This window comes from Psychrobacter sp. H8-1, from assembly GCF_904846575.1.
Taxonomy (GTDB): Bacteria; Pseudomonadota; Gammaproteobacteria; order Pseudomonadales; family Moraxellaceae; genus Psychrobacter; species Psychrobacter fulvigenes.
Map to the genome: position 1 here is coordinate 1,015,624 of NZ_CAJHBG010000001.1, position 18,949 is coordinate 1,034,572.

15 protein-coding genes are annotated in these 18,949 nt (G+C 44.3%); 10 read left to right on the top strand and 5 right to left on the bottom strand.

Annotated features, from left to right (window positions below):
- Positions 1 to 64: 64 nt before the first annotated feature.
- Positions 65 to 682: a flavodoxin family protein gene (locus tag JMY01_RS04255; RefSeq protein WP_201574365.1), complete on the top strand. Its 618-nt coding sequence runs from the start codon at positions 65 to 67 to the stop codon at positions 680 to 682.
- Positions 683 to 1,076: 394 nt separating this feature from the next.
- Here the strand turns inward: JMY01_RS04255 and JMY01_RS04260 are convergent, their stop codons facing one another.
- Both JMY01_RS04260 and JMY01_RS04265 read right to left on the bottom strand, forming a co-directional pair.
- Entirely contained in the window at positions 1,077 to 2,243 is a 1,167-nt protein-coding gene (locus JMY01_RS04260; RefSeq protein ID WP_201574366.1) for a D-alanyl-D-alanine carboxypeptidase family protein, read from the bottom strand.
- Between the two features lie 415 nt (positions 2,244 to 2,658).
- Positions 2,659 to 3,069, bottom strand: a complete 411-nt coding sequence (locus JMY01_RS04265) for an MCR_0457 family protein (protein ID WP_227677664.1) — start codon at positions 3,067 to 3,069, stop codon at positions 2,659 to 2,661.
- A gap of 485 nt (positions 3,070 to 3,554) precedes the next feature.
- Here JMY01_RS04265 and surE point away from each other — a divergent pair, with 485 nt between their 5' ends.
- The 3 genes from surE to JMY01_RS04280 all read left to right on the top strand — a co-directional run bounded on the left by surE (position 3,555) and on the right by JMY01_RS04280 (position 8,010).
- A complete protein-coding gene (gene surE / locus JMY01_RS04270) occupies positions 3,555 to 4,397 on the top strand; it encodes a 5'/3'-nucleotidase SurE (RefSeq protein WP_201574368.1) in 843 nt (280 codons plus the stop codon).
- A gap of 297 nt (positions 4,398 to 4,694) precedes the next feature.
- Complete coding sequence (locus JMY01_RS04275) at positions 4,695 to 5,492, top strand: peptidoglycan DD-metalloendopeptidase family protein (protein WP_201574369.1); 798 nt, start codon at positions 4,695 to 4,697, stop codon at positions 5,490 to 5,492.
- 331 nt (positions 5,493 to 5,823) lie between these two features.
- Positions 5,824 to 8,010 carry an ATP-dependent helicase gene (locus JMY01_RS04280; protein WP_201574370.1) on the top strand — a complete coding sequence of 729 codons (2,187 nt, stop codon included), beginning with the start codon at positions 5,824 to 5,826 and terminating at the stop codon, positions 8,008 to 8,010.
- A 14-nt stretch (positions 8,011 to 8,024) separates the two neighbouring features.
- Here JMY01_RS04280 and JMY01_RS04285 read toward each other — a convergent pair whose 3' ends face one another.
- Positions 8,025 to 8,369, bottom strand: a complete 345-nt coding sequence (locus tag JMY01_RS04285) for a multidrug efflux SMR transporter (RefSeq protein WP_201574371.1) — start codon at positions 8,367 to 8,369, stop codon at positions 8,025 to 8,027.
- 237 nt (positions 8,370 to 8,606) lie between these two features.
- On the opposite strand from JMY01_RS04285, the gene JMY01_RS04290 reads away from it, so the two are divergent.
- A complete protein-coding gene (locus JMY01_RS04290) occupies positions 8,607 to 9,866 on the top strand; it encodes an FAD-binding oxidoreductase (protein WP_201574372.1) in 1,260 nt (419 codons plus the stop codon).
- Between the two features lie 38 nt (positions 9,867 to 9,904).
- Entirely contained in the window at positions 9,905 to 10,243 is a 339-nt protein-coding gene (locus tag JMY01_RS04295) for a RidA family protein (RefSeq protein WP_201577197.1), read from the top strand.
- 109 nt (positions 10,244 to 10,352) lie between these two features.
- On the opposite strand, the gene JMY01_RS04300 is transcribed toward JMY01_RS04295, so the two are convergent.
- On the bottom strand, positions 10,353 to 11,258 hold the full coding sequence (locus JMY01_RS04300) for a LysR family transcriptional regulator (protein WP_201574373.1): 906 nt from the start codon (positions 11,256 to 11,258) through the stop codon (positions 10,353 to 10,355).
- 249 nt (positions 11,259 to 11,507) lie between these two features.
- On the opposite strand from JMY01_RS04300, the gene speB reads away from it, so the two are divergent.
- The 4 genes from speB (at position 11,508) to JMY01_RS04320 (ending at position 17,742) form a co-directional block, all read left to right on the top strand.
- Complete coding sequence (gene speB, locus JMY01_RS04305; protein ID WP_201574374.1) at positions 11,508 to 12,476, top strand: agmatinase; 969 nt, start codon at positions 11,508 to 11,510, stop codon at positions 12,474 to 12,476.
- A gap of 290 nt (positions 12,477 to 12,766) precedes the next feature.
- Entirely contained in the window at positions 12,767 to 14,476 is a 1,710-nt protein-coding gene (locus tag JMY01_RS04310; protein WP_201574375.1) for a 5-guanidino-2-oxopentanoate decarboxylase, read from the top strand.
- Positions 14,477 to 14,522: 46 nt separating this feature from the next.
- A complete protein-coding gene (gene dld / locus JMY01_RS04315) occupies positions 14,523 to 16,355 on the top strand; it encodes a D-lactate dehydrogenase (RefSeq protein ID WP_201574376.1) in 1,833 nt (610 codons plus the stop codon).
- Positions 16,336 to 17,742 (top strand): YjiH family protein, encoded by a 1,407-nt coding sequence (locus JMY01_RS04320; RefSeq protein WP_201574377.1) that lies wholly within the window; start codon positions 16,336 to 16,338, stop codon positions 17,740 to 17,742. Before dld ends, JMY01_RS04320 begins: the two co-directional genes overlap by 20 nt.
- 121 nt (positions 17,743 to 17,863) lie before the next feature.
- On the opposite strand, the gene JMY01_RS04325 is transcribed toward JMY01_RS04320, so the two are convergent.
- The gene (locus JMY01_RS04325) at positions 17,864 to 18,886 is read right to left on the bottom strand and encodes a GlxA family transcriptional regulator (RefSeq protein ID WP_201574378.1); all 1,023 of its coding nucleotides are present in this window, start codon (positions 18,884 to 18,886) and stop codon (positions 17,864 to 17,866) included.
- Positions 18,887 to 18,949 lie beyond the last annotated feature (63 nt).

The window sequence follows — 18,949 nt, forward strand, 5'->3', positions numbered from 1 at the left end:
AAGTATCGAGCATGCCCGATAAAGCTCACTAAACTGTCCATTTACTACCATTATTAGAGTTTGTATGAATACATCTGCAAAACCCTCACAGTCTACTGTCAACACTGATAAAAAACCGACGGTATCCATGGCGGTTGTCTATCACAGTAACTATGGACATACCAAACGCGTCGCCGAAGCCATAGTCACGGGCGCACGCCAGCAACTACCAACAGCCCAAGCTAAAGCTGTCGATGTGCATGATGTAGATTGGGAGTTTTTAGATCAAGCAGACTTACTGGTATTTGGTAGTGCAGTTTATATGGGTAATGTGCCGGCTGGCTTTAAGACCTTTATGGATGAAACGTCCAAGCGTTGGTATCATCGTAAGTGGGAAGGGAAGTGGGCAGCAGGTTTTGCCAATTCTGGTGGACTAAGCGGTGATAAGCTTGCCGTATTACAGCAGATTTGTTTGTATACCATGCAACATGGTATGAACTGGATTGGTTTGCCGCTTATGCCGACAGGACATGGTGAAGAAGATTTAAATCGTTTATCAAGCTTCTTAGGGTTGATGACTCAATCGCTTGATGCACCTCCTGAAGAAACCCCAGGCAAGGGTGATATTGATACTGCTATTTGGTTTGGTGATCATCTAGCCAAAACCATTATCAAGCATCAGCCGACAAGTTCAGAATCATAGTATGGTTAAAACACTTTAAAAGCAGCACATGGCAAACACGTGTTAGTTTTATTCAGGATTGACTATAGTTATAGACTAAGTTTGGTAATCGTTAAAAGTAAGCAGTCAACAAAAAAGCAGGTATCAAATTGATGCCTGCTTTTTTGGTATTACTTATTCTGTATTACTTGTTCTGTACTACGATAGGATAAGAGGTGACTGGAATGGGGCTTTCTGCAAGTTGCAAGGATTGGCAACCCGCAAGCACAGGTATGAATGCAAACAGACACGTAAAAATAAAAGACTTCATGATTGTTCTCAACATATTGCTATCAGTAAATCATGCTAAATTCAAAAAAGACGCTTAGTAGTAAGCGTCTTTTTTGAATCAACAAGCATCTTTTAGATGGCTTTATTAAAACAAGTTTTGCGCCCAGCGTACCACGTGTTGCCACATACGGCTGACAAAACCTGACTGCTCGACATCGCTGGTAGCGACGATAGGGACGGATGCGACCGCTTTACCATCAATGACGGCCATCATTTTACCGACTTGCTGACCTTTTTTGATAGGTGCTTCTAGGCTATCAGGAATATCGACGACGGTAGTGATTTTATTTTTCTGAGTTTTAGTGGTCAGAATTTGTAGATTGTCGCCTGTTACCAGCTCTATCTCATCAGCCTCACCAAACCAGACTGGCAGTTTACTCACGAACTGACCTGTAGGCGCTTTGGTCACGGTAGTGAAGTGTCCAAAACCCCAGTTAAGCAGCTCACGTGACTGATCAGCGCGTGCTTGTTGACTCTCTGTGCCCATGATGACGGAGATTAGACGCATGTCATCGCGGTTGCTCGAAGCGACCAAGCAGTAGCCTGCGGCATTGGTATGGCCAGTTTTTAGCCCATCAACGGTCGGGTCTGTAGCAAGCAGAGCATTACGGTTGCCTTGAGTGATACCATTGTAAGTGAATTCTTTTTCGGCATACAGATCATAGTAATCACCACTGTTTTTGATGATCGCTTGCGCCAGTTTGGCCAAATCAAGCGCTGATGCTTGATGGCCTTCATCTGGCATACCCGTTGCGTTGACGAAGTGGGTATTATCCATGCCAAGCTTTTTGGCTTGCTCGTTCATCAATATAGCAAATGAGGCTTCACTACCGGCGATATGCTCAGCCATTGCCTTTGAGGCATCATTACCTGATTGGATAATGATACCGCGTAGCATATCAATGACGCTTGCCGTCTTATTGACGGGTACATACATACAAGACTGGCTGCTGCTACCACGGCACCATGCGTTTTCGCTCATCAGCACTTGCTCATCTTCGGTCAAGTCGCCTGAGCTTAGACGCTGCTCAATGATGTAGCTGGTCATCATTTTAGTCAGTGAAGCCGGTGGTAAGGGCTGGTTGGCGTTTTTTTGCGCCAAGATCTCACCGGTATTATAATCCATCAATACATAGGCAGTGTTTTCCATCTCTGGTGGCTGAATGGCAGCATTCGCCATGACTGCCCCAAAAGAGACGCTAACACCGACTACCAACTGCACGAGCTGGTTTTTTACACGCTTTACTGTCATATACTGTTACACCACATCATGAAACCCAATGCGTCTACCGCGCTACCGACAGTGCGCTGACAAGCGCGGCTGCGGTTAAGGCGATAGACATAAAATTAACGCCTTATCTTAGCAAAATACTATCTCAGGTGAAATGTATAAATAATATAAAATAAGACATTGATAACGCTGGCAAGAATAATCTAAAAAGCAGTCTGCAGCAATAGCTATAATGACTATCGCATAGATTTAATGATTTAAAAAATATGAAAGCCTGTAATAAAAAAGCTTGCTGAGCTGCTCTTAAGTTCTAGGGCAGGTATCAGCAAGCTTTTTATAAAGGGTATACAAGTAAGTTGTTTGTTTAAGTGGCTGCTATGATTACGTCTGGCGGTTTTTGAAAGTTATTATCGCTATCTCTCGACAGCCTTTATTATTAATAGCTGGCGTTAGCCAAGTCTTCACACAGTGCTTTGTTGTCTTGTTTAGAAAAGCTCAGTGTCCAACTGCGCATGCTCTGTAGGATTTGGCGATAGTCTTGCTGCGTTGATAAGTACTGAATGGCAGCTTTAGGATCATCCAAGGTAGGCATTAACTCTTTTAGCTGAACATTATACGATTTATAAAAACGCTGTTTTTGATTGCCATTGAGCATCGGTGGACAGATTTCAGACAGAACTTGCATCACAGCAATTTCGTGTTTGGTAATATTCATGCCTGACATGTCTAGCGGAATGGTTGAGACATTATTAGCGGCATTAGCCGATTGACCCAACATAGCAATGGAGGTTATCAGTCCGGCAATGCCAATTTTTGAAGCTGTTTTTATTACTGTTTTTGTGGTCATAGGAACTATAGATAATATCGATTGAGTCTTCATTCGGTATCACACTCGCTTTGCGTTATTTGATGGTCTTATGGTAATTGGAATAAAAACAAAAGTCACATAAAATATTGATTTATGTGTAGATGTCTTGTCACCTAAGCGCGTTTTATAGCAACATATCGGTAGCAACTGATAGTAAGTTACGTCACTTTAATGGATACGTTGTGCATTGTTGCCTATTGTAACTAAAGTAGCAACAAAAATGGTGACGCCCTAGTGTTTTTCCGATATGCGTGCTGGGCGCTTCGTACTCCAAAGACTTCGCCACTGTATTTTAAAAAGGTATCCCAGCAGCGCTGTATCAGTGCATTTATTTTAATATGATTTGGCTAGCGTTTATGGCTGTGCACTATTCAGGTATAATCAATCGCCAACTTATGGCACCACAGTTTTTGGTACCAGATGACTATACATGAATAAATTGAATATGAATAAATTGAGCTGATATGAAGTTTTTGATTAGTAATGATGATGGGGTGTATGCGCCAGGACTGTTGGCACTATATCAGGCGTTGTCCAAGGTTGGTGAAGTGGTGGTCGTTGCACCCAATGCCGAGCATAGCGGTAGTGCCAGCTCCCTACATATCTCTCAGCCGTTGTATGCGCAAAAGCTAGCATCGGGGTTTATATCAGTGAATGGCTCACCAGCTGACTGTGTTTATTTGGCCTTGAATCAACTATACCGTGAGACCCGCTTTGATTGTGTGATTACTGGTATTAATGCTGGAGATAACTTAGGGCAGAATGTGTTTTATTCAGGTACTTTTGGTGCTGCATTAACCGCTCAAGTCTTTGGGGTGCCAGCGATTGCCACCTCATTGGTCGGTGGCACTATGAGTGATGATGAGCAACAAGCGAGTCGCTATGACATGGCTGCAACAGAAATCGTCAAGCTGCTAACTGAAACCTCTATCATGGAGGTAATCAAGCAGTTACCCAATCACGTGTTAAACGTCAATATTCCAAATGTCGAGCGCGCCGAAGATATCAAGGGTCGCAAAGTCACAAGCCTAGGGTACAGACAGATAAAACAGCCCGTACATCATATCGTCGATCCGCGCGGCCGAGATGCGTATTGGTTGAGCCTGCGAAAGAGTCAGCAGCTTAATAGCGAGTCAAGCCCACCACAGCAAGAAGACACTGCGGGTCATAGTGAAGATTATGAGAGTCAATCGCCAGTGTATACAGATTACCAAGCAGTGGCTGCAGGCTATATGAGCGTATCGCCTGTTCGATTGCATCATACGCCGGCTTCCACTCTTGATGCGTTTTTGAATATAAGTTTATAGGTCGCAGGCGTTGCAAAATGTTGCTTTTATTATAAATCTCAGTAAATTATGGCTATAATAGCGACTGCACAAATACCTCAACACGCCTTAAGCAATCAACACAATGATCGTGAGCAGGGGCTGTTTAGCTATCAGCAGTCCTAGTATAGTCGGAGCACTTTTAAACCGCTACGGTGTTATCCGTCCTAGATGTACTTAGTGTACTATCTGCGGTCGGTCGCCTTGTAGCGATTGTAAAATTCCTTGACTATAAATGAATTCTAAACAGCCGCTAATATAAAGAATAGGAAACCTTGTATGAAAAAGCTTACCTCTAAAACTCAGCTTGCCACAGCAGCCATGGTTGGTACTATTGCGCTTGCAATGACGGGCTGTGCGACTAAGCCGACTTATCAAAGCCCTACGCAATCAAGCCCTACCATCATCACAAACAGCCAAGGTGTGCCTAACTATCATCTCGTCAGACGCGGTGATACCGTCAGTCAAATCGCCTCGCGCTACCGTTTGAACTATCGCCAAGTCGGTGCGTTGAATAATCTTGATAGTAAATATACGATTTATACTGGTCAGTGGCTCAAGCTCTGGCACGGCGAGCAGGGTACTCCTGCGCGTCCTGCTCGTACGAATAACTACAATGTTGGCACCACGCAGCCGACTCCACAGCCGCAGTATACGCCGCCTACGACAAGCCCAGCAGCGCCTGCTTATCAAGTAACGGCGAACTCTACGCTAGGATATGAGTATCCTAGCCGTAACCAAGTCATTCGTAACTTTGATGCCTCGACAGGCAACATGGGTATGTGGTTTGCGGGGAAGATGGGCGATCCTGTCCTTGCGAGTCAAAGTGGTACGGTGCTGTACTCGGGTGATGGACTGCCAGAATATGGCAATCTCATCATGATTCGCCACAGTGATAGCTATATCACAGCTTATGCTCACAACAGTCAGCTACTGGTGAAAGAGGGTGATTCGGTGCAGCGTGGTCAGCGTATTGCCAACATGGGCAGCAGTGGTCAAACCAATCAAGTAGCGTTAGAGTTCCAAGTGCGCTTGAATGGCAATCCTATCGACCCGCGTGCCGTATTAGGGCGTTAGAGTATCAATCAGCAGATTCTGACTTAAGTTGAACCCACTCAATAACCTGTTAGCACTCTTTATACTGCTCAATGCTTTATAAAGAGTGGTGACAGGTTTTTTATGATTTATTTAAAGCGCTTTGAGGTTGGGTCAGCACTGATGACTCCCCAAAACTTGACGACTATCTTTTATGACTAGATAAAGTCTAGCCATAAAAGATAGCCATGATAATTCGATGCTACTCTGCTAGAGTTGCAGGCAGGTAGGTTTTTAAAATTAACGACTCATTCACTAAGCCCAGTTTATTAAATAACGAGCTTGTACATTATATGAAAGGCCAATCTCTACCATGACGACCACGATCTTTGATACATGCCGCTACAACTATCCGCAGAACTTCATGGAGATTAAGCCCAAGCTTACGCGTCTGGAGCAGGCGATCAAAAAGCTAGAAGCTAATTTAATCGATGCTAGTGATGAGGCAAATGTTGAACTGCTCAAGCAAAGGTTAAATAGTGAGTTAGGGTTAAAAGTAGACTATGCTAGCGAGCTAAATCCTAACCAATTGCTAGCTGCCACAACTGTTGAAGGGAAAGTGTTGGTCATCGCTGGTGCTGGCTCTGGCAAGACCAAGACCTTGACTTATCGCACCAGCTATTTGTTAGAGAATGGGGTGACGCCCAAAAGCATCTTGCTACTGACCTTTACCCGTAAAGCGGCGAATGAGATAAAAAGTCGCGCCAAAGTCTTATTGGCTGATACGTTATCAGACGATGACTTTGCAAAAGATACCCTACCGACCAGTAAGATGCTAAATGATATCACTAGTGGCACTTTTCATTCATTCTGCAACATGCTATTGCGTCAGTACTCAGGGCTGCTCGGTATCAACCCGCGCTTTACTATCTTGGACACAGGCGATAGCGAGGATGCCATCGATTTAATTCATAAAGAGAAAAAGTATCCTGCGCAGACCAAAAGCCAAGCCTTTCCGCGTAAAAAGACCTTGCAAAATATCATCTCCACTTCTAGAAACAGACGCATTCATATCCGCGACTTAATCGAAAATAATTATCCTGATATCGCTGTACACATTCCCATTATTGAGCAGTTGGCAATTGATTTTCATGAGTATAAGCGTGCCAATCATCTTTATGATTTTGACGATATTATTAGCCAAGTTGTGCGCCATTTAAAGACCAACGATACCTTTCGCCAAATGCTACAAAATCAATATCGCTACATCATGGTCGATGAATATCAAGATACCAATATTCCGCAAAAACAGCTGATAGATTTAATTTGTGAGCCTGAATCGGTATCACTGATGGTAGTCGGTGATGACAATCAAAGTATTTATGCTTTTCGCGGCGCAAACTACGAAAATATTCTACTGTTCGGTGAGACCTATCCTGATGCCAAACTCATTAAGCTGGAGCAAAACTATCGCAGTACGCCTGCTGTTTTAAATTATATCAATGCCTTGTCCGCGCAAATCACCTTGGGATATCAAAAGCAGCTGTACTCTAGCGTATCGATAGAGGGGTGTAAGCCCGTCTTTAGCCGCCTGAGTGATGAAACTCGCGAGGCCAAATATATCGCTGATAAAATCATAGAGCTAAAACCAGATCACGATTACAATGATTTTGCGGTACTGTGCCGCACGTCCTTTCAGTCCAACTATGTACAGCTAGAGTTTATGGAGCGTGGCATTCCATTTATCGTGGTAGGTGGTATTAAGTTTATTGAGAGACGGCATATTAAAGATGTCTTGGCCTTTATCAAAATACTCTATAACCCAAATGACACCATTGCGTGGCATCGCATTCTAACTTTGTTCCAAGGAGTAGGGGTAGTCACCGCGACCAGGTTAACCCAAGCGATTAATGGCGATAATAATTCTTTTGAGCCATTACTCACGGCAAAGTTTGCCAAAAAAAGTGAGCAACTTGAGCCTTTGTATCATACTCTGACAAAGGCCAGTCAGGCAGAATCAGTCGAGAGTATTATTGAGCATGTTTTAGAGTTTTATGTTCCTATTCTAAAAACGCTAGAGGAAAACTGGCGTGAGCGCAATGAAGACTTTCGGGTGCTAAAAAATTTAGCCACAGAATACAACAGCCTTGATAATTTCTTAGAAAATCTGGCGCTCGATCCACCCAATGATTCAGTGGCGACGACCAGACAGCCAGAAGAGGATGACAAAGATAAAGTGACGATTTCGACCATTCATAGTGCCAAAGGACTAGAGTGGCCAGTGGTCTTTGTCAACTCATTGGTCGATGGTATTACGCCGCACCATCGCTCATTGGCTGACTTTGAAGAGTTAGAAGAAGAGCGTAAACTGTTTTATGTGGCCTGTAGCCGCGCTAAGACCAGACTGTATCTGACTGCGCCAGATTACTTTGCCAGTTATTCTGGCTACTTTGATAAGCCATCACGATTTATCGCTGAATTATCTGCAGATGAGGTAGAGGTCAAGACGTCCAAAAAAGGCTTAGCCGCGCTGGCGAGTGATGATCCCGTGTGGTGGTAAAAATAGGCGCACATCTAATGCCCCACCGTTTTTGAGAAGACATTAATCACAATAACCCCGCTGATAATGAGTGCGATACCAATAATTGCTGGTATATCAATACTTTGTCTAAATAGCACTACCCCGATAACAGCGACCAATACGATACCGACGCCGCCCCAAATCGCATAAGCGATGCCTAAGGGGAGAGTTTTGAGAGTTAAGGTCAAAAAGTAAAACGAGCAGACATAAAGAATGGCTGTTAATAGCGTAGGGACTAAGCGCGTGAACTGCTCAGATTTGACCAAAAAGGACGTGCCAAGTACTTCGAAGATAATGGCTAAAAACAAGTAGCCGTAACCGATAAAAATAGGATTCATAAAGTAAGGATCCAGCCAGTAGAATAAAGATGAGATAACATGCCGAATTATCTAGATATTAGCGTTAGGTGTAGCAAGTAAAAGCAAAATCTCATATAGGTCATAAGGTTAGTCAAAGCTATATAACCAAAAGTAACGGATAACAAAATTTTCTTTTAAATGGTGGTTTAATATTTATCAAAATGCGTTACCATAAGCCCCTAAATCTTCTATATTCTTACCAGAAAAGGATAGGCTATGCGTTATGACGTTATTGTAATTGGTGCAGGTATGGTCGGTACGGCAGCGGCTTGGCATCTACAAAACAACGGCTCAAAAGTGCTGATGTTGGACAGAAAGCTACCAGGACTCGAAACCTCATATGGCAATGCTGGATTGATTCAGCGTGAAGCGGTTCATACGCACCCATTCCCGCGTCAGATCACAGAAATGGTAAGAGTATTGCCCAATCAGGGTACAGATATTCGCTATCGTATACCAGCCTTGCTGCGTTATCACCAAGCGCTACTGCAATACTGGAAGTATTCTACGCCAGCCTCAGTCAAAAAAATAGAGTCAGAGTGGCAGACACTGATTGCGCATTGTACCAGTGAGCATCAAAAGATGATTGAAGCATCAAACGCTGACGAGTTGATCACCCGCGATGGTTGGTTGCAACTGCATCGCTCTGAAGAGACGCTAAAAAAAGCAGTTGATACAGCCATTCTTGATCGTGAGAAAGGCGTCGAACATAAAGTACTGAGCTTAGAGGAATTAAAAGCCTTAGAGCCTAACGCAAACTTCGACGGTTTTGTCGGTGCGATTCATTGGCTCAACTCATGGCAAGTATCAAACCCAAGTGCCCTGGTAAAAGCTTATGCCAAAAGCTTTGAAGAGATGCAAGGCACGATAGTTGAAAGTAATGTGCAAGAGATACAACCAGATAGCAGTGAGGATGGTGAAGGCTGGAAGGTAGTGACTAATAATGATACTTACTATAGTGATCATCTGGTTATTGCAGCAGGCCCATGGTCAAATGAGTTAATACAGCCGTTAGGATATAATTTACCATTATTCCCAATGCGTGGTTATCATCAGCACTTCAAAGTACATGCAAAAAACACCATTCATCACAGCATGTTTGATATGGATAAAGGTTTTGTCATGGGGCCAATGCAGCAAGGTATTCGTATTACCACAGGTGCTGAAATGACCACGATGAATGCACCAAAGAACTTTGGCCAACTAAAAACCGTGTTGAAACTGGCTAAGAAAATCTTGCCATTAGAAGATGTGGTAGAGAGCGAAGCATGGGCAGGGTCACGTCCTTGTATGCCAGATATGAAGCCAGTTATTGGTCCAGCAGACAAGCATGATAAATTATGGTTTGCTTTTGGTCATAGTCATCAAGGCTTTACTTTGGGTCCGATTACTGGACGTCTCGTTGAAGAGCTGATTCATGATAAGCCATTGACGGTTGATGTTAAGCCGTTTAATGCGACGCGTTTTTCTAAATAGTTTGATCCTAAATTTGAATAAAGTAAGGATAAATCATGATTAAAAAGTTCCATAGCAATCAACGCATGAGCAAAATTGTCGTTCATAACCAGACCGTTTATTTATGTGGTCAAGTGGGCAATGCGGAAGATGATATCAAAGCGCAAACACTGACTTGTTTAGAGAAAATACAAACATTGTTAGAAGAAGTTGGCAGCGATAAATCAAAGCTACTCTCAGTGACGGTTTGGATAAAAGATATGGCAGACTTTGCCGCAATGAATGAAGTGTGGGACAGCTGGTTTGAAGGCATACAGCCGCCAGCGCGTGCTTGTGGCGAGTCTGCATTGGCACGTCCTGAGCTGTTGGTTGAAATGACAGCCATCGCTGCTGAATAGCCACTCTACCTCGATAGTGACATAAAAAAGGACATGATATTTGTATCGTGTCCTTTTTTTATATTTATATACTTGAGACTGACTGTCAATCGTTCAGTTAGAGTGGGGCTCAATCGGCTAGCAGTCCTGTCATCTGCTCTAAAAACGCCCCAGTCTGCTTATGCAGATTGCCTCGATAGGCCCAATGGTGCTGCACTTCATAGCTTGCCTCGTCAGGCAGTAAAATTTTCATCAGTCCCATGCCCTCATAGCGCCTTGCTAAATCATTTGGTAGGTAGCCAATATGATGACCAGCAAGGATAAGCTGCGCTGTGGCTTCCATGTGGTAGGTAGTAGCGCTTAAGGTCTTAGGATGGATATGATTGATCTTATGATCGGTGATATAGCCTCTTTTGACCCAAGCATAGTTTTGCTCCAAGGCGGTAAAGGTTAATTCATCTGCTTGATGAAACAACTCATGCTCATGCCCACAGCACACAACTTGTGTTTCAGTAAATGCGTTTTTAAAAGTCAGTAGCGGTGGAAAACTGCCAAAATAACCCACACCAATGTCACTCTCGTTACTCAACAGTTTTTCTAACATGCTCTCTGGACTTTGCACGTCGATAGAGAAGTGTATCAGTGGGTTTTTACTATAGCTTGCAGACAGTGTTTGGCGCAAAGCTTCATAAAAAAACGTTGGCATCTGATCTATCAAACACAAGCGAATGTGACTGCCACGCACCGAGTCCAACTGACGGATATAGTGCAGCTGATGTTCGAAGTTTGCTACTGCTTCTTGAAAGCTTAAGCAGGCTTCATACACAGCGATACCATCTTCTGTGAGCTTGAAGCCGCCGCGACCACGATGGCAAAGGGTCATCTCTAAGCGATCCTCCAAATGTGCTAAGTGCCCACTGATTACTGAAGGGGTAATATTTAACCGAGATTGGGCGGCGGTCACGCCCTGACATTCAACGATAGCCATAAAGCTACGTAAGGTTTTGACGTCTATTTTTATGAGTTCATCAAACATTATTTGCCACGCTTTATGAAAGATAGGTTTTTGATGATTTGCTTATGAAAACTTGCCTCATCAACACAGCAATAACTTCTGATTATAAGTAATAAATTAGACTTACTACGAAATAGCAGAAGTTTACTTCTGAATTTTAGCATGGTTTGCTGAGCGATATTTAGGTATTGTGAATGTATATAAAAGGAAGACTGCTCTCCATGAGCTGCACCATAACTATGATGTTAAATATGACAAAGGATATGACTTATGATATTTAATCAACCATTAAGTGGCAATGATATGCCAAGGTTTGGCGGCTTTGCTTCTATGATGCGCCTGCCCACTCAAGCTGACGCGCGAGGGCTAGACGCGGCTTTTGTCGGTGTGCCTATGGATATAGGTGCATCAAACCGTAGTGGTGCCAGACTGGGCCCTAGACAGATTCGTGATGAATCACGCATGATTCGCCCATACAATGTGGCTACTCGCGCGGCTCCTTTTGAGTCACTACAAGTTGCCGATATCGGTGACGTGCCTATCAATACCTTCAACCTTCTCAAAAGTGTCGATATCATTGAGAAGTTCTATTCAGAAAAAATCCTCAGCCATGACGCTATTCCGTTAACTTTGGGTGGTGATCATACGATTGCTTTGCCTATCTTGCGTGCTCTGGCAAAAAAGCATGGCCCTGTCGGATTGGTGCACATAGACGCTCATGCTGACATCAACGATGAGATGTTTGGTGAAAAAATCGCCCATGGCACGCCATTCCGTCGAGCGGTGGAAGAGAACTTACTTGATGGTAATCGTGTGGTACAGATCGGCCTGCGTGGTACTGGCTATAGCGCTGAAGAGTTTGACTGGTCAACCCAGCAAGGCTTTCGCGTTGTGCCTGCTGAGGAGTGCTGGTACAAGTCGCTCGTGCCACTGATGGCAGAAGTCAGAGAAAAAGTAGGAGATGGCCCAGTTTATCTAAGCTTTGATATCGATGGTATTGATCCTGCTTTTGCCCCTGGTACTGGTACTGCTGAGATTGGTGGACTTACTTCTACTCAAGGTATAGAAATCATTCGCGGTATGCGTGGACTAGATGTGGTTGGCTGTGATTTGGTAGAGGTGTCACCACCTTATGATCCATTTGGTAATACATCAGTGCTGGCGGCAAACTTGTTATTTGAGATGCTTTGTATCTTGCCAGGCGTGCGCTACGACGACAAAGTCAAAGCTGTTTATTAATAGCTGGATTTTATAAGTAACTTGTTATAGTCATTTCAAAATAAAAGAAGCATAGCTTCAATATCGTACTGTTGGTTTAGGTTTTCCTTGCTTGCGTTGCCCTGCAGCGGCGTCGGAAAAACTCATTCCAATAGTACTGTACTTGTTCTAGAGCGGATCAACTATAGTAGATACTTCTCGTTCATACATACTGCTCAAGCTTTATGATACAAGACAATAACTAGTCAGTGACGACTACGACGACTAATTAGCAATTGAATACTCAGTGTAATTTTAAGGATGATTTACTCATGACGCATTCGACTCAAGCATCGACTTCACAGCCAACCATTCCACCACTGACCTGCGGTGAGCTGTTGGTGCAATGGTTAGCATATTATGGCGTAGATACCGTATTTGGTATTCCAGGTGTACATACCGTAGAGCTATATCGTGGCCTGCCTAGCACAAATATTCGCCACGTGACCCCGCGTCATGAGCAAGGCGCTGGGTTTATGGCTGACGGCTATTATCGCGCTTCTGGTAAAGTTGGGGTCTGTTTTATTATTACTGGTCCTGGTATGACCAATATCATGACGGCGATGGCGCAAGCAGCAGCGGACTCTATACCGATGCTGGTCATATCAAGTGTCAATAAAATTAAGGACACTGGCAGCGGTGAAGGGCACTTGCATGAACTGCATGATCAGCAAGGCATGGTCAGTAAAGTGGCACTGACCAGTAAGACTGTCTGGCAGCCTGAGGCACTACCTAAGGTCATCGCTGAAGCTTTTTCACTATTTAATAGTGCGCGACCAGGACCTGTTCATATCCAGTTGCCTATTGATGTGATCACCGCAGATGCCAGTCATGTGGCCAAGCCACCTGCGCACAGCCCAACCGCCGCAAATGACTTAATGTCATATCAAATAATGAGACCACTGCCAAATCCTGCACAGCTTGACTTGATCGTAGAGCAGCTAAAAACGGCAAAAAACCCAGTGTTACTCTACGGTGGTGGCTGCGTAGATGTCGATAGTGATGCGAAAAGATTGGCAGAGCTGATAGATGCACCGACTTTTTTGACCATTAATGCCAAAGGTCTATTACCACCTGGTCATTCGTTAAGTCTGGGCAGTAACCAGTCGCTAGAGGCGGGTCGTGCGCTTATCGGTGAGGCAGATTTGGTATTAGCAATCGGCACTGAACTCGGTGAAACGGATTACGATATTGTGTTTGATGGTGGTTTTCGTATCAACGGCACGCTCATTCGCATCGACTGTGATGCTCAGCAGCTGCAGCGACCTTTTAGAGCCGATATCGCAGTGTTAGCCGATGCACAGATGGCAATTAGTGGACTGTGCGAGCGCTTAGAGAATGCAACAGCTTTAGATCATCAAGCTGCACAGCGTGTGGCAGAAGTAAAACAGGCCATGATTGCAGCCATGCCAACAAGCTTCAAGGGTCAAAATGCATTACTGAAGCTGTTTCGAGATGAGATAAAAGACGTCATTATCGTCGGTGATTCCACACAGCCAGTCTATAGCGGTAACCACGGCTTTGAAGCTTTGGGCACTCGCAAGTGGTTCAACTCAGCGACAGGCTTTGGTACTTTGGGTTATGGTCTGCCAGCCGCAATTGGTGCCATGATTGGATCGAATAAGCCAGTGATTAGCCTCATCGGTGATGGTGGTATTCAATTCACCATTCCTGAGCTGATTTGTGCTGCAGAGCTAGAGCTTCCTTTGATAGTACTGCTGTGGAATAACCAAGGCTATGGTGAAATCCGCAGCTATATGGAAGATCGAGGACTGCCATTGATTGGGGTTAATATCAAGACGCCTAGCTTTGAGTCATTGGCAGCAGGGTTTGGCGCAGGCTATCGCAGAATTACAGACAAACAACAGCTATTAGGGGCATTGCAGCAGGACTTAGGCGGCCAACAACCGATGATTTATGAGGTTGATGAAGCAGATGACTTTCTCGCTGAAATGGGTGAGTCATTTACTTATTTTAGTTAAGTATGGCCAAATGCGCTGAGTGTTGGTCGCTCAAGGAAGCACGTCTATGGAGCCACATCATAATAGCTCATCTGGCAAATTGGCACGCAAGTCGGCTAGTCAGCCAGCGAGTATACAGGCTGACTTACTAGCTGGTTTGGCCGCCGTAGTTGGAGCTGAGAATGTACTGATAAAACCCAGTCAGCAGCAGGCCTATGTGCGAGGGGTGATTGATAACGTCAGCATTGATCAGGATGGTAAAGAGATTGACTCTCCAGTAGTAGCAGCAGTTGTGACTCCGCAGGCTTTGGTCGCCTTATGGCGTGCTATTAATATCTGTGCGGCAGCGGATGTGATTGTTATCGCTCAGGCTGCCAATACTGGCCTAACCGGTGGCTCGACACCTTTTGGTGAGTACGACAGGCCTGTGGTAGTGATGTCTATGCAATCGCTCAGTGGTATTCATCTGCTGAATGATGCCAAAGAGGTGATAGCGTTACCCGCTGCGACCTTGCAGCAGCTAGAATCTAAACTTGCACCACTAGGACGTGAGCCACACTCTGTGCTGGGCTCTAGTTGTGTCGGTGCGTCTGTGATTGGCGGTATTTGTAATAGTTCTGGCGGTATGTTGGTGCAGCGTGGCCCTGCTTATACCGAAATGGCACTATTTGCCAAACGTAACGCTGCAGGAGAGTTTAAGTTAATCAATCATTTAGGGATTGATTTAGGCGCGCATCCAGAAGAGATACTACACAACTTACAATCTGGTCAATTTGATAAAGCTTTAGCCGCTTCAGACCATAGGGTAGCCGATAGAGCCAACTCAAATTATCACTATCAAACCAAGGTTCGCGACTGCGAGGCTGATACGCCTGCTAGATTCAACAACGACCCCAATGGCTTGTATGAAGCCTCTGGCTCAGCAGGTAAGGTGATCGTGTTCGCCGTTCGAGTGGCGACATTTGTAAAACCTACGCAAGAGCAGACTTTTTATATCTCCACCGATACTGCGGACACCTTGACCACATTGAGACAACAGTGGCTTAAGAGTGACTTGAATCTGCCTATTTTGGCAGAGTATATGCACAAAGATTATAACGACATTACCCTCCGCTACGGGCGTGATACTTGCCTTAGTATGCGCAAATTACCTGCCAGCAAGATAGGGGAGTTGTATCGGCTACAAGCCAAGATTGGCTATTATCTGCACAAGTGGCGATTACCAAAGACCTTGCCAGATCGTGTGCTACAGATGGTGTCTGTCTTTATGCCGCCGTCGCTACCAAAGTCCTTGGCTAAGCAGTCTGTCTCATATCGCTATCATCTGATTATTAAGGTAGCAGATAACAATATCGTCAGTGCGCAAGACTTTTTGCAGTCGTTTATGCAGAAGCATCAAGGCGCACTGCATATATGTACCGATATAGAAGCACAGGCATTGCTGGTTTTTCGCAGCGCTGCGACGGCGGCGATGTTTCGTTATCACAACCTCAATCACACAGAGTTTGGCGAGTTGCTATCGACAGATATCGCTTTGCCTAGGAATGCTCTAGATTGGGACGAGGTACTGCCAAAACACCTACAGAGCCAAGTAAAACAGACCTTTTATCTGGGTCATTTTTTTTGTCATGTCATGCACCAAGATTATTTGCTACACCCTGATGTTGATCCTGCAGCGTTTAAGGATGAACTGTTGGCATTTTATGATCAGCGCCATATCGAGTATCCCGCAGAACACAATGTGGGTCATATCTATACTGCTAAACCTGCATTACATTATTTTTATAAAGCTTTGGATCCGACCAATTCGCTAAACCCAGGAATCGGTCAGATAGCAAAATGGAAAAATTGGCGATCGTCGCCTATCAAGGAGGAGTTAAATGACGAATTATATCAATAAGTCGCAGCAGCCAGTATTGGGCAACAATGCTGTTGATCCAAAAACGCCGCAAGGAGAGCAATGGCGCGCGTCAATGTGGAAGTTTTTATTGTTCTCAGCGCTTGGTCTAGCGTTGTTTATTATTCCGTTTCAATGGGATGGTAAAGTTACGATTTTATTAGGTGTATTAACGGACACCTTGCAGGCATGGATGGGCGATTATGTCATCTATGTGGCGTTGGCAATAGTCTCGGCCTCCTTTATTGGTGCGCTGGCGATCAAAGTACTAAAGCCTAACTTACATCAAGATTCCATGTTAAAAAAGCTCTTCGATGTGGACTGGTTTTGGCTTGCGGCAAGATTTTTGGGTATGTTGTTCATTTGGATGATCTTTCTGCAAGTGGGTCCTGAGTTTATTATCAACCGTAATACTGGCGGTGTCATCTTTGAAGATTTGATTCCAATTTTGATTCCGTTGTTCTTTTTTGCCATTTTATCGTTACCGTTTTTGACGGATTTTGGCTTGATGGAGTTTTTGGGAACGCTGGCCAGTAAGATATTTATCAAGTTATTCAAACTGCCCGGCCGTTCTGCTGTCGATGCCATGTCTTCTTGGTTTGGCGCGGCTTCTATCGGTCTGCTAGTGACGATGCAAGAGTATGATAAAAGCTACTATAGTCAGCGCGAAGCGGCGATTATTGCCACGACCTTTTCGGTCACTTCAATCGCTTTTACTTATGTCGTTGCCAAAACCATTGGCGTAGATAATAACTTTGTTTTCTTTTATCTTACGATTGCTCTAACTGGCTTCATCGCAGCCATTATTATGCCGCGTATACCGCCGTTGTCATTAAAGCCAGATACTTACCACTCTGGTAAATGTATGTTGGATGAAGATATTCCTGCTCAGTACACTACCTATCAATGGGCGGTTAATCGCGCTGTGACTCGCGCGCACTCGATGCCACCTTTAGGTAGTGTGTTTAAAAATAGTATCAAAAACTTATTTGATATCTACTTTGGTTTAATTCCGGTTATTTTTGCTATTGGTACGATTGGTCTTGGACTTGCAGAATATACGCCAGTGTTTAATTGGCTGTCTGCACCGCTGGTACCACTGCTTGAATTGTTGCAGATTCCAGAGGCAGCAGAAGCGGCACCGGCAATGATTATGGGCTTTGCTGATATGTACTTGCCAGCCTTGGTCGGTAAGAGTATTGAAAGTGAGATGACACGATTTATCGTTGGTGCCGCCTCTATTACCCAGATTATTTATATGTCTGAGGTTGGTGCGCTGATTTTGAAGTCAAATATTAAGCTTAATGTCTTAGAGCTGTTTATGATTTTCATTTTCCGTACACTCATCAGCTTAGTGGTGATTACGTCAGTGGCACACCTACTGTATTAGTAATTTGCCAAGATAACGTCGCTACAGTGTTTGTATAATGACATTAATAAAATCGGTTTGATTGAATATCAGACCGATTTTTTGCTTTTTATCTGTTTGAAGCGCTTATTAACAAGCGCTATTAAATCGCCAGTCGTGAAAACTTATCTTGATATTCTTTGGGTGTCAGCTCGGTGGCACGTTTGAACAAACGGGTAAACGAAGAGCTATCCTCATAACCGACTTGGCTTGCCAGCGACTTTATCGTTACCTCACCTGATTCTAATAAGCGTTTGGCCTGCTCAATTCGTACTGCTTGAATATACTCAATCGGGCGCATGGCTGTGCAGGCTTGAAAGCGTCTGTTTAAGGTGCGCGCGGTGATATTGACCATGGCAGCCAAATGGCTGACCTGCATAGGCTGAGTGAAGTTTTGTTCGATAAACTCTTGCACCTGCTTGACCAGTGGATCCGCATGCGGTTTGTGCAAGGTCACATTGGTATAGCTGTTTTGATTGCCGCGTTTGCTGTCGATAATTTGGGTTTTTGCCACTTGGGTAGAAATCTCGCGCCCGCAATAGCGTTCTATCAGCAATAACGCCAAGTCATAAAAAGCACTGCCCCCTGCCGCACAAAATATATTACCTGATTGATTATTTGACTGGCTCCTCGACTGAGTAACAAACTGGTTTTCTTGCAAATCAACCAATGGAAAATCCGCCTTAAACTTACTGGCATAGCCCCAATGAGTTGTCGCTACTTTGCCATCTAGCAAGCCAGCGGCTGCGAGCAAGAATGCACCGCTACAGTTACTAGCAATATCAGCTTTGGTGTTTGCCAGCCGCTTTATATGTAAAATTAAATCGTTATTTTGGCTTAATACTTTATCTATTGAATCGCCAATCGTTGGAATCAACAATAGGTCGCATTCAGTCACTTCCTGAATATCACAATGCGCTTGCATGATTAAGCGGTTGCTGCATTTGATATCGACGCCGCCTAGGCTGGCAATCTGCACGTTAAATCTAGGCTCGACGCGCTCTCCCAAAAAGCGTTGCCAACTGACACCAGTAAACGAAAATAAATCCAGCGCACCTGTTAATGCGCTACCGAGCACCCCGTCAAAACCAACAATGATGACTGTAAAAGGTTTGAAGTAGGGCATGAGTGTGCTTTCCTTTTTTACACTTATCCGAAATGGAGTCTTTCGACTGATATCTCTCACAAT

Excerpts from the sequence above, each read along its gene's own strand:
- JMY01_RS04280 (WP_201574370.1), top strand. The coding sequence starts at position 5,824 with ATGACGACCACGATCTTTGATACATGCCGCTACAACTATCCGCAGAAC.
- JMY01_RS04300 (WP_201574373.1), bottom strand. The coding sequence starts at position 11,258 with ATGTTTGATGAACTCATAAAAATAGACGTCAAAACCTTACGTAGCTTT.
- JMY01_RS04325 (WP_201574378.1), bottom strand. The coding sequence starts at position 18,886 with ATGCCCTACTTCAAACCTTTTACAGTCATCATTGTTGGTTTTGACGGG.
- JMY01_RS04265 (WP_227677664.1), bottom strand. The coding sequence starts at position 3,069 with ATGACCACAAAAACAGTAATAAAAACAGCTTCAAAAATTGGCATTGCC.
- JMY01_RS04320 (WP_201574377.1), top strand. The coding sequence starts at position 16,336 with ATGACGAATTATATCAATAAGTCGCAGCAGCCAGTATTGGGCAACAAT.
- speB (WP_201574374.1), top strand. The coding sequence starts at position 11,508 with ATGATATTTAATCAACCATTAAGTGGCAATGATATGCCAAGGTTTGGC.
- dld (WP_201574376.1), top strand. The coding sequence starts at position 14,523 with ATGGAGCCACATCATAATAGCTCATCTGGCAAATTGGCACGCAAGTCG.
- JMY01_RS04260 (WP_201574366.1), bottom strand. The coding sequence starts at position 2,243 with ATGACAGTAAAGCGTGTAAAAAACCAGCTCGTGCAGTTGGTAGTCGGT.
- JMY01_RS04290 (WP_201574372.1), top strand. The coding sequence starts at position 8,607 with ATGCGTTATGACGTTATTGTAATTGGTGCAGGTATGGTCGGTACGGCA.
- surE (WP_201574368.1), top strand. The coding sequence starts at position 3,555 with ATGAAGTTTTTGATTAGTAATGATGATGGGGTGTATGCGCCAGGACTG.
- JMY01_RS04275 (WP_201574369.1), top strand. The coding sequence starts at position 4,695 with ATGAAAAAGCTTACCTCTAAAACTCAGCTTGCCACAGCAGCCATGGTT.
- JMY01_RS04255 (WP_201574365.1), top strand. The coding sequence starts at position 65 with ATGAATACATCTGCAAAACCCTCACAGTCTACTGTCAACACTGATAAA.
- JMY01_RS04310 (WP_201574375.1), top strand. The coding sequence starts at position 12,767 with ATGACGCATTCGACTCAAGCATCGACTTCACAGCCAACCATTCCACCA.
- JMY01_RS04285 (WP_201574371.1), bottom strand. The coding sequence starts at position 8,369 with ATGAATCCTATTTTTATCGGTTACGGCTACTTGTTTTTAGCCATTATC.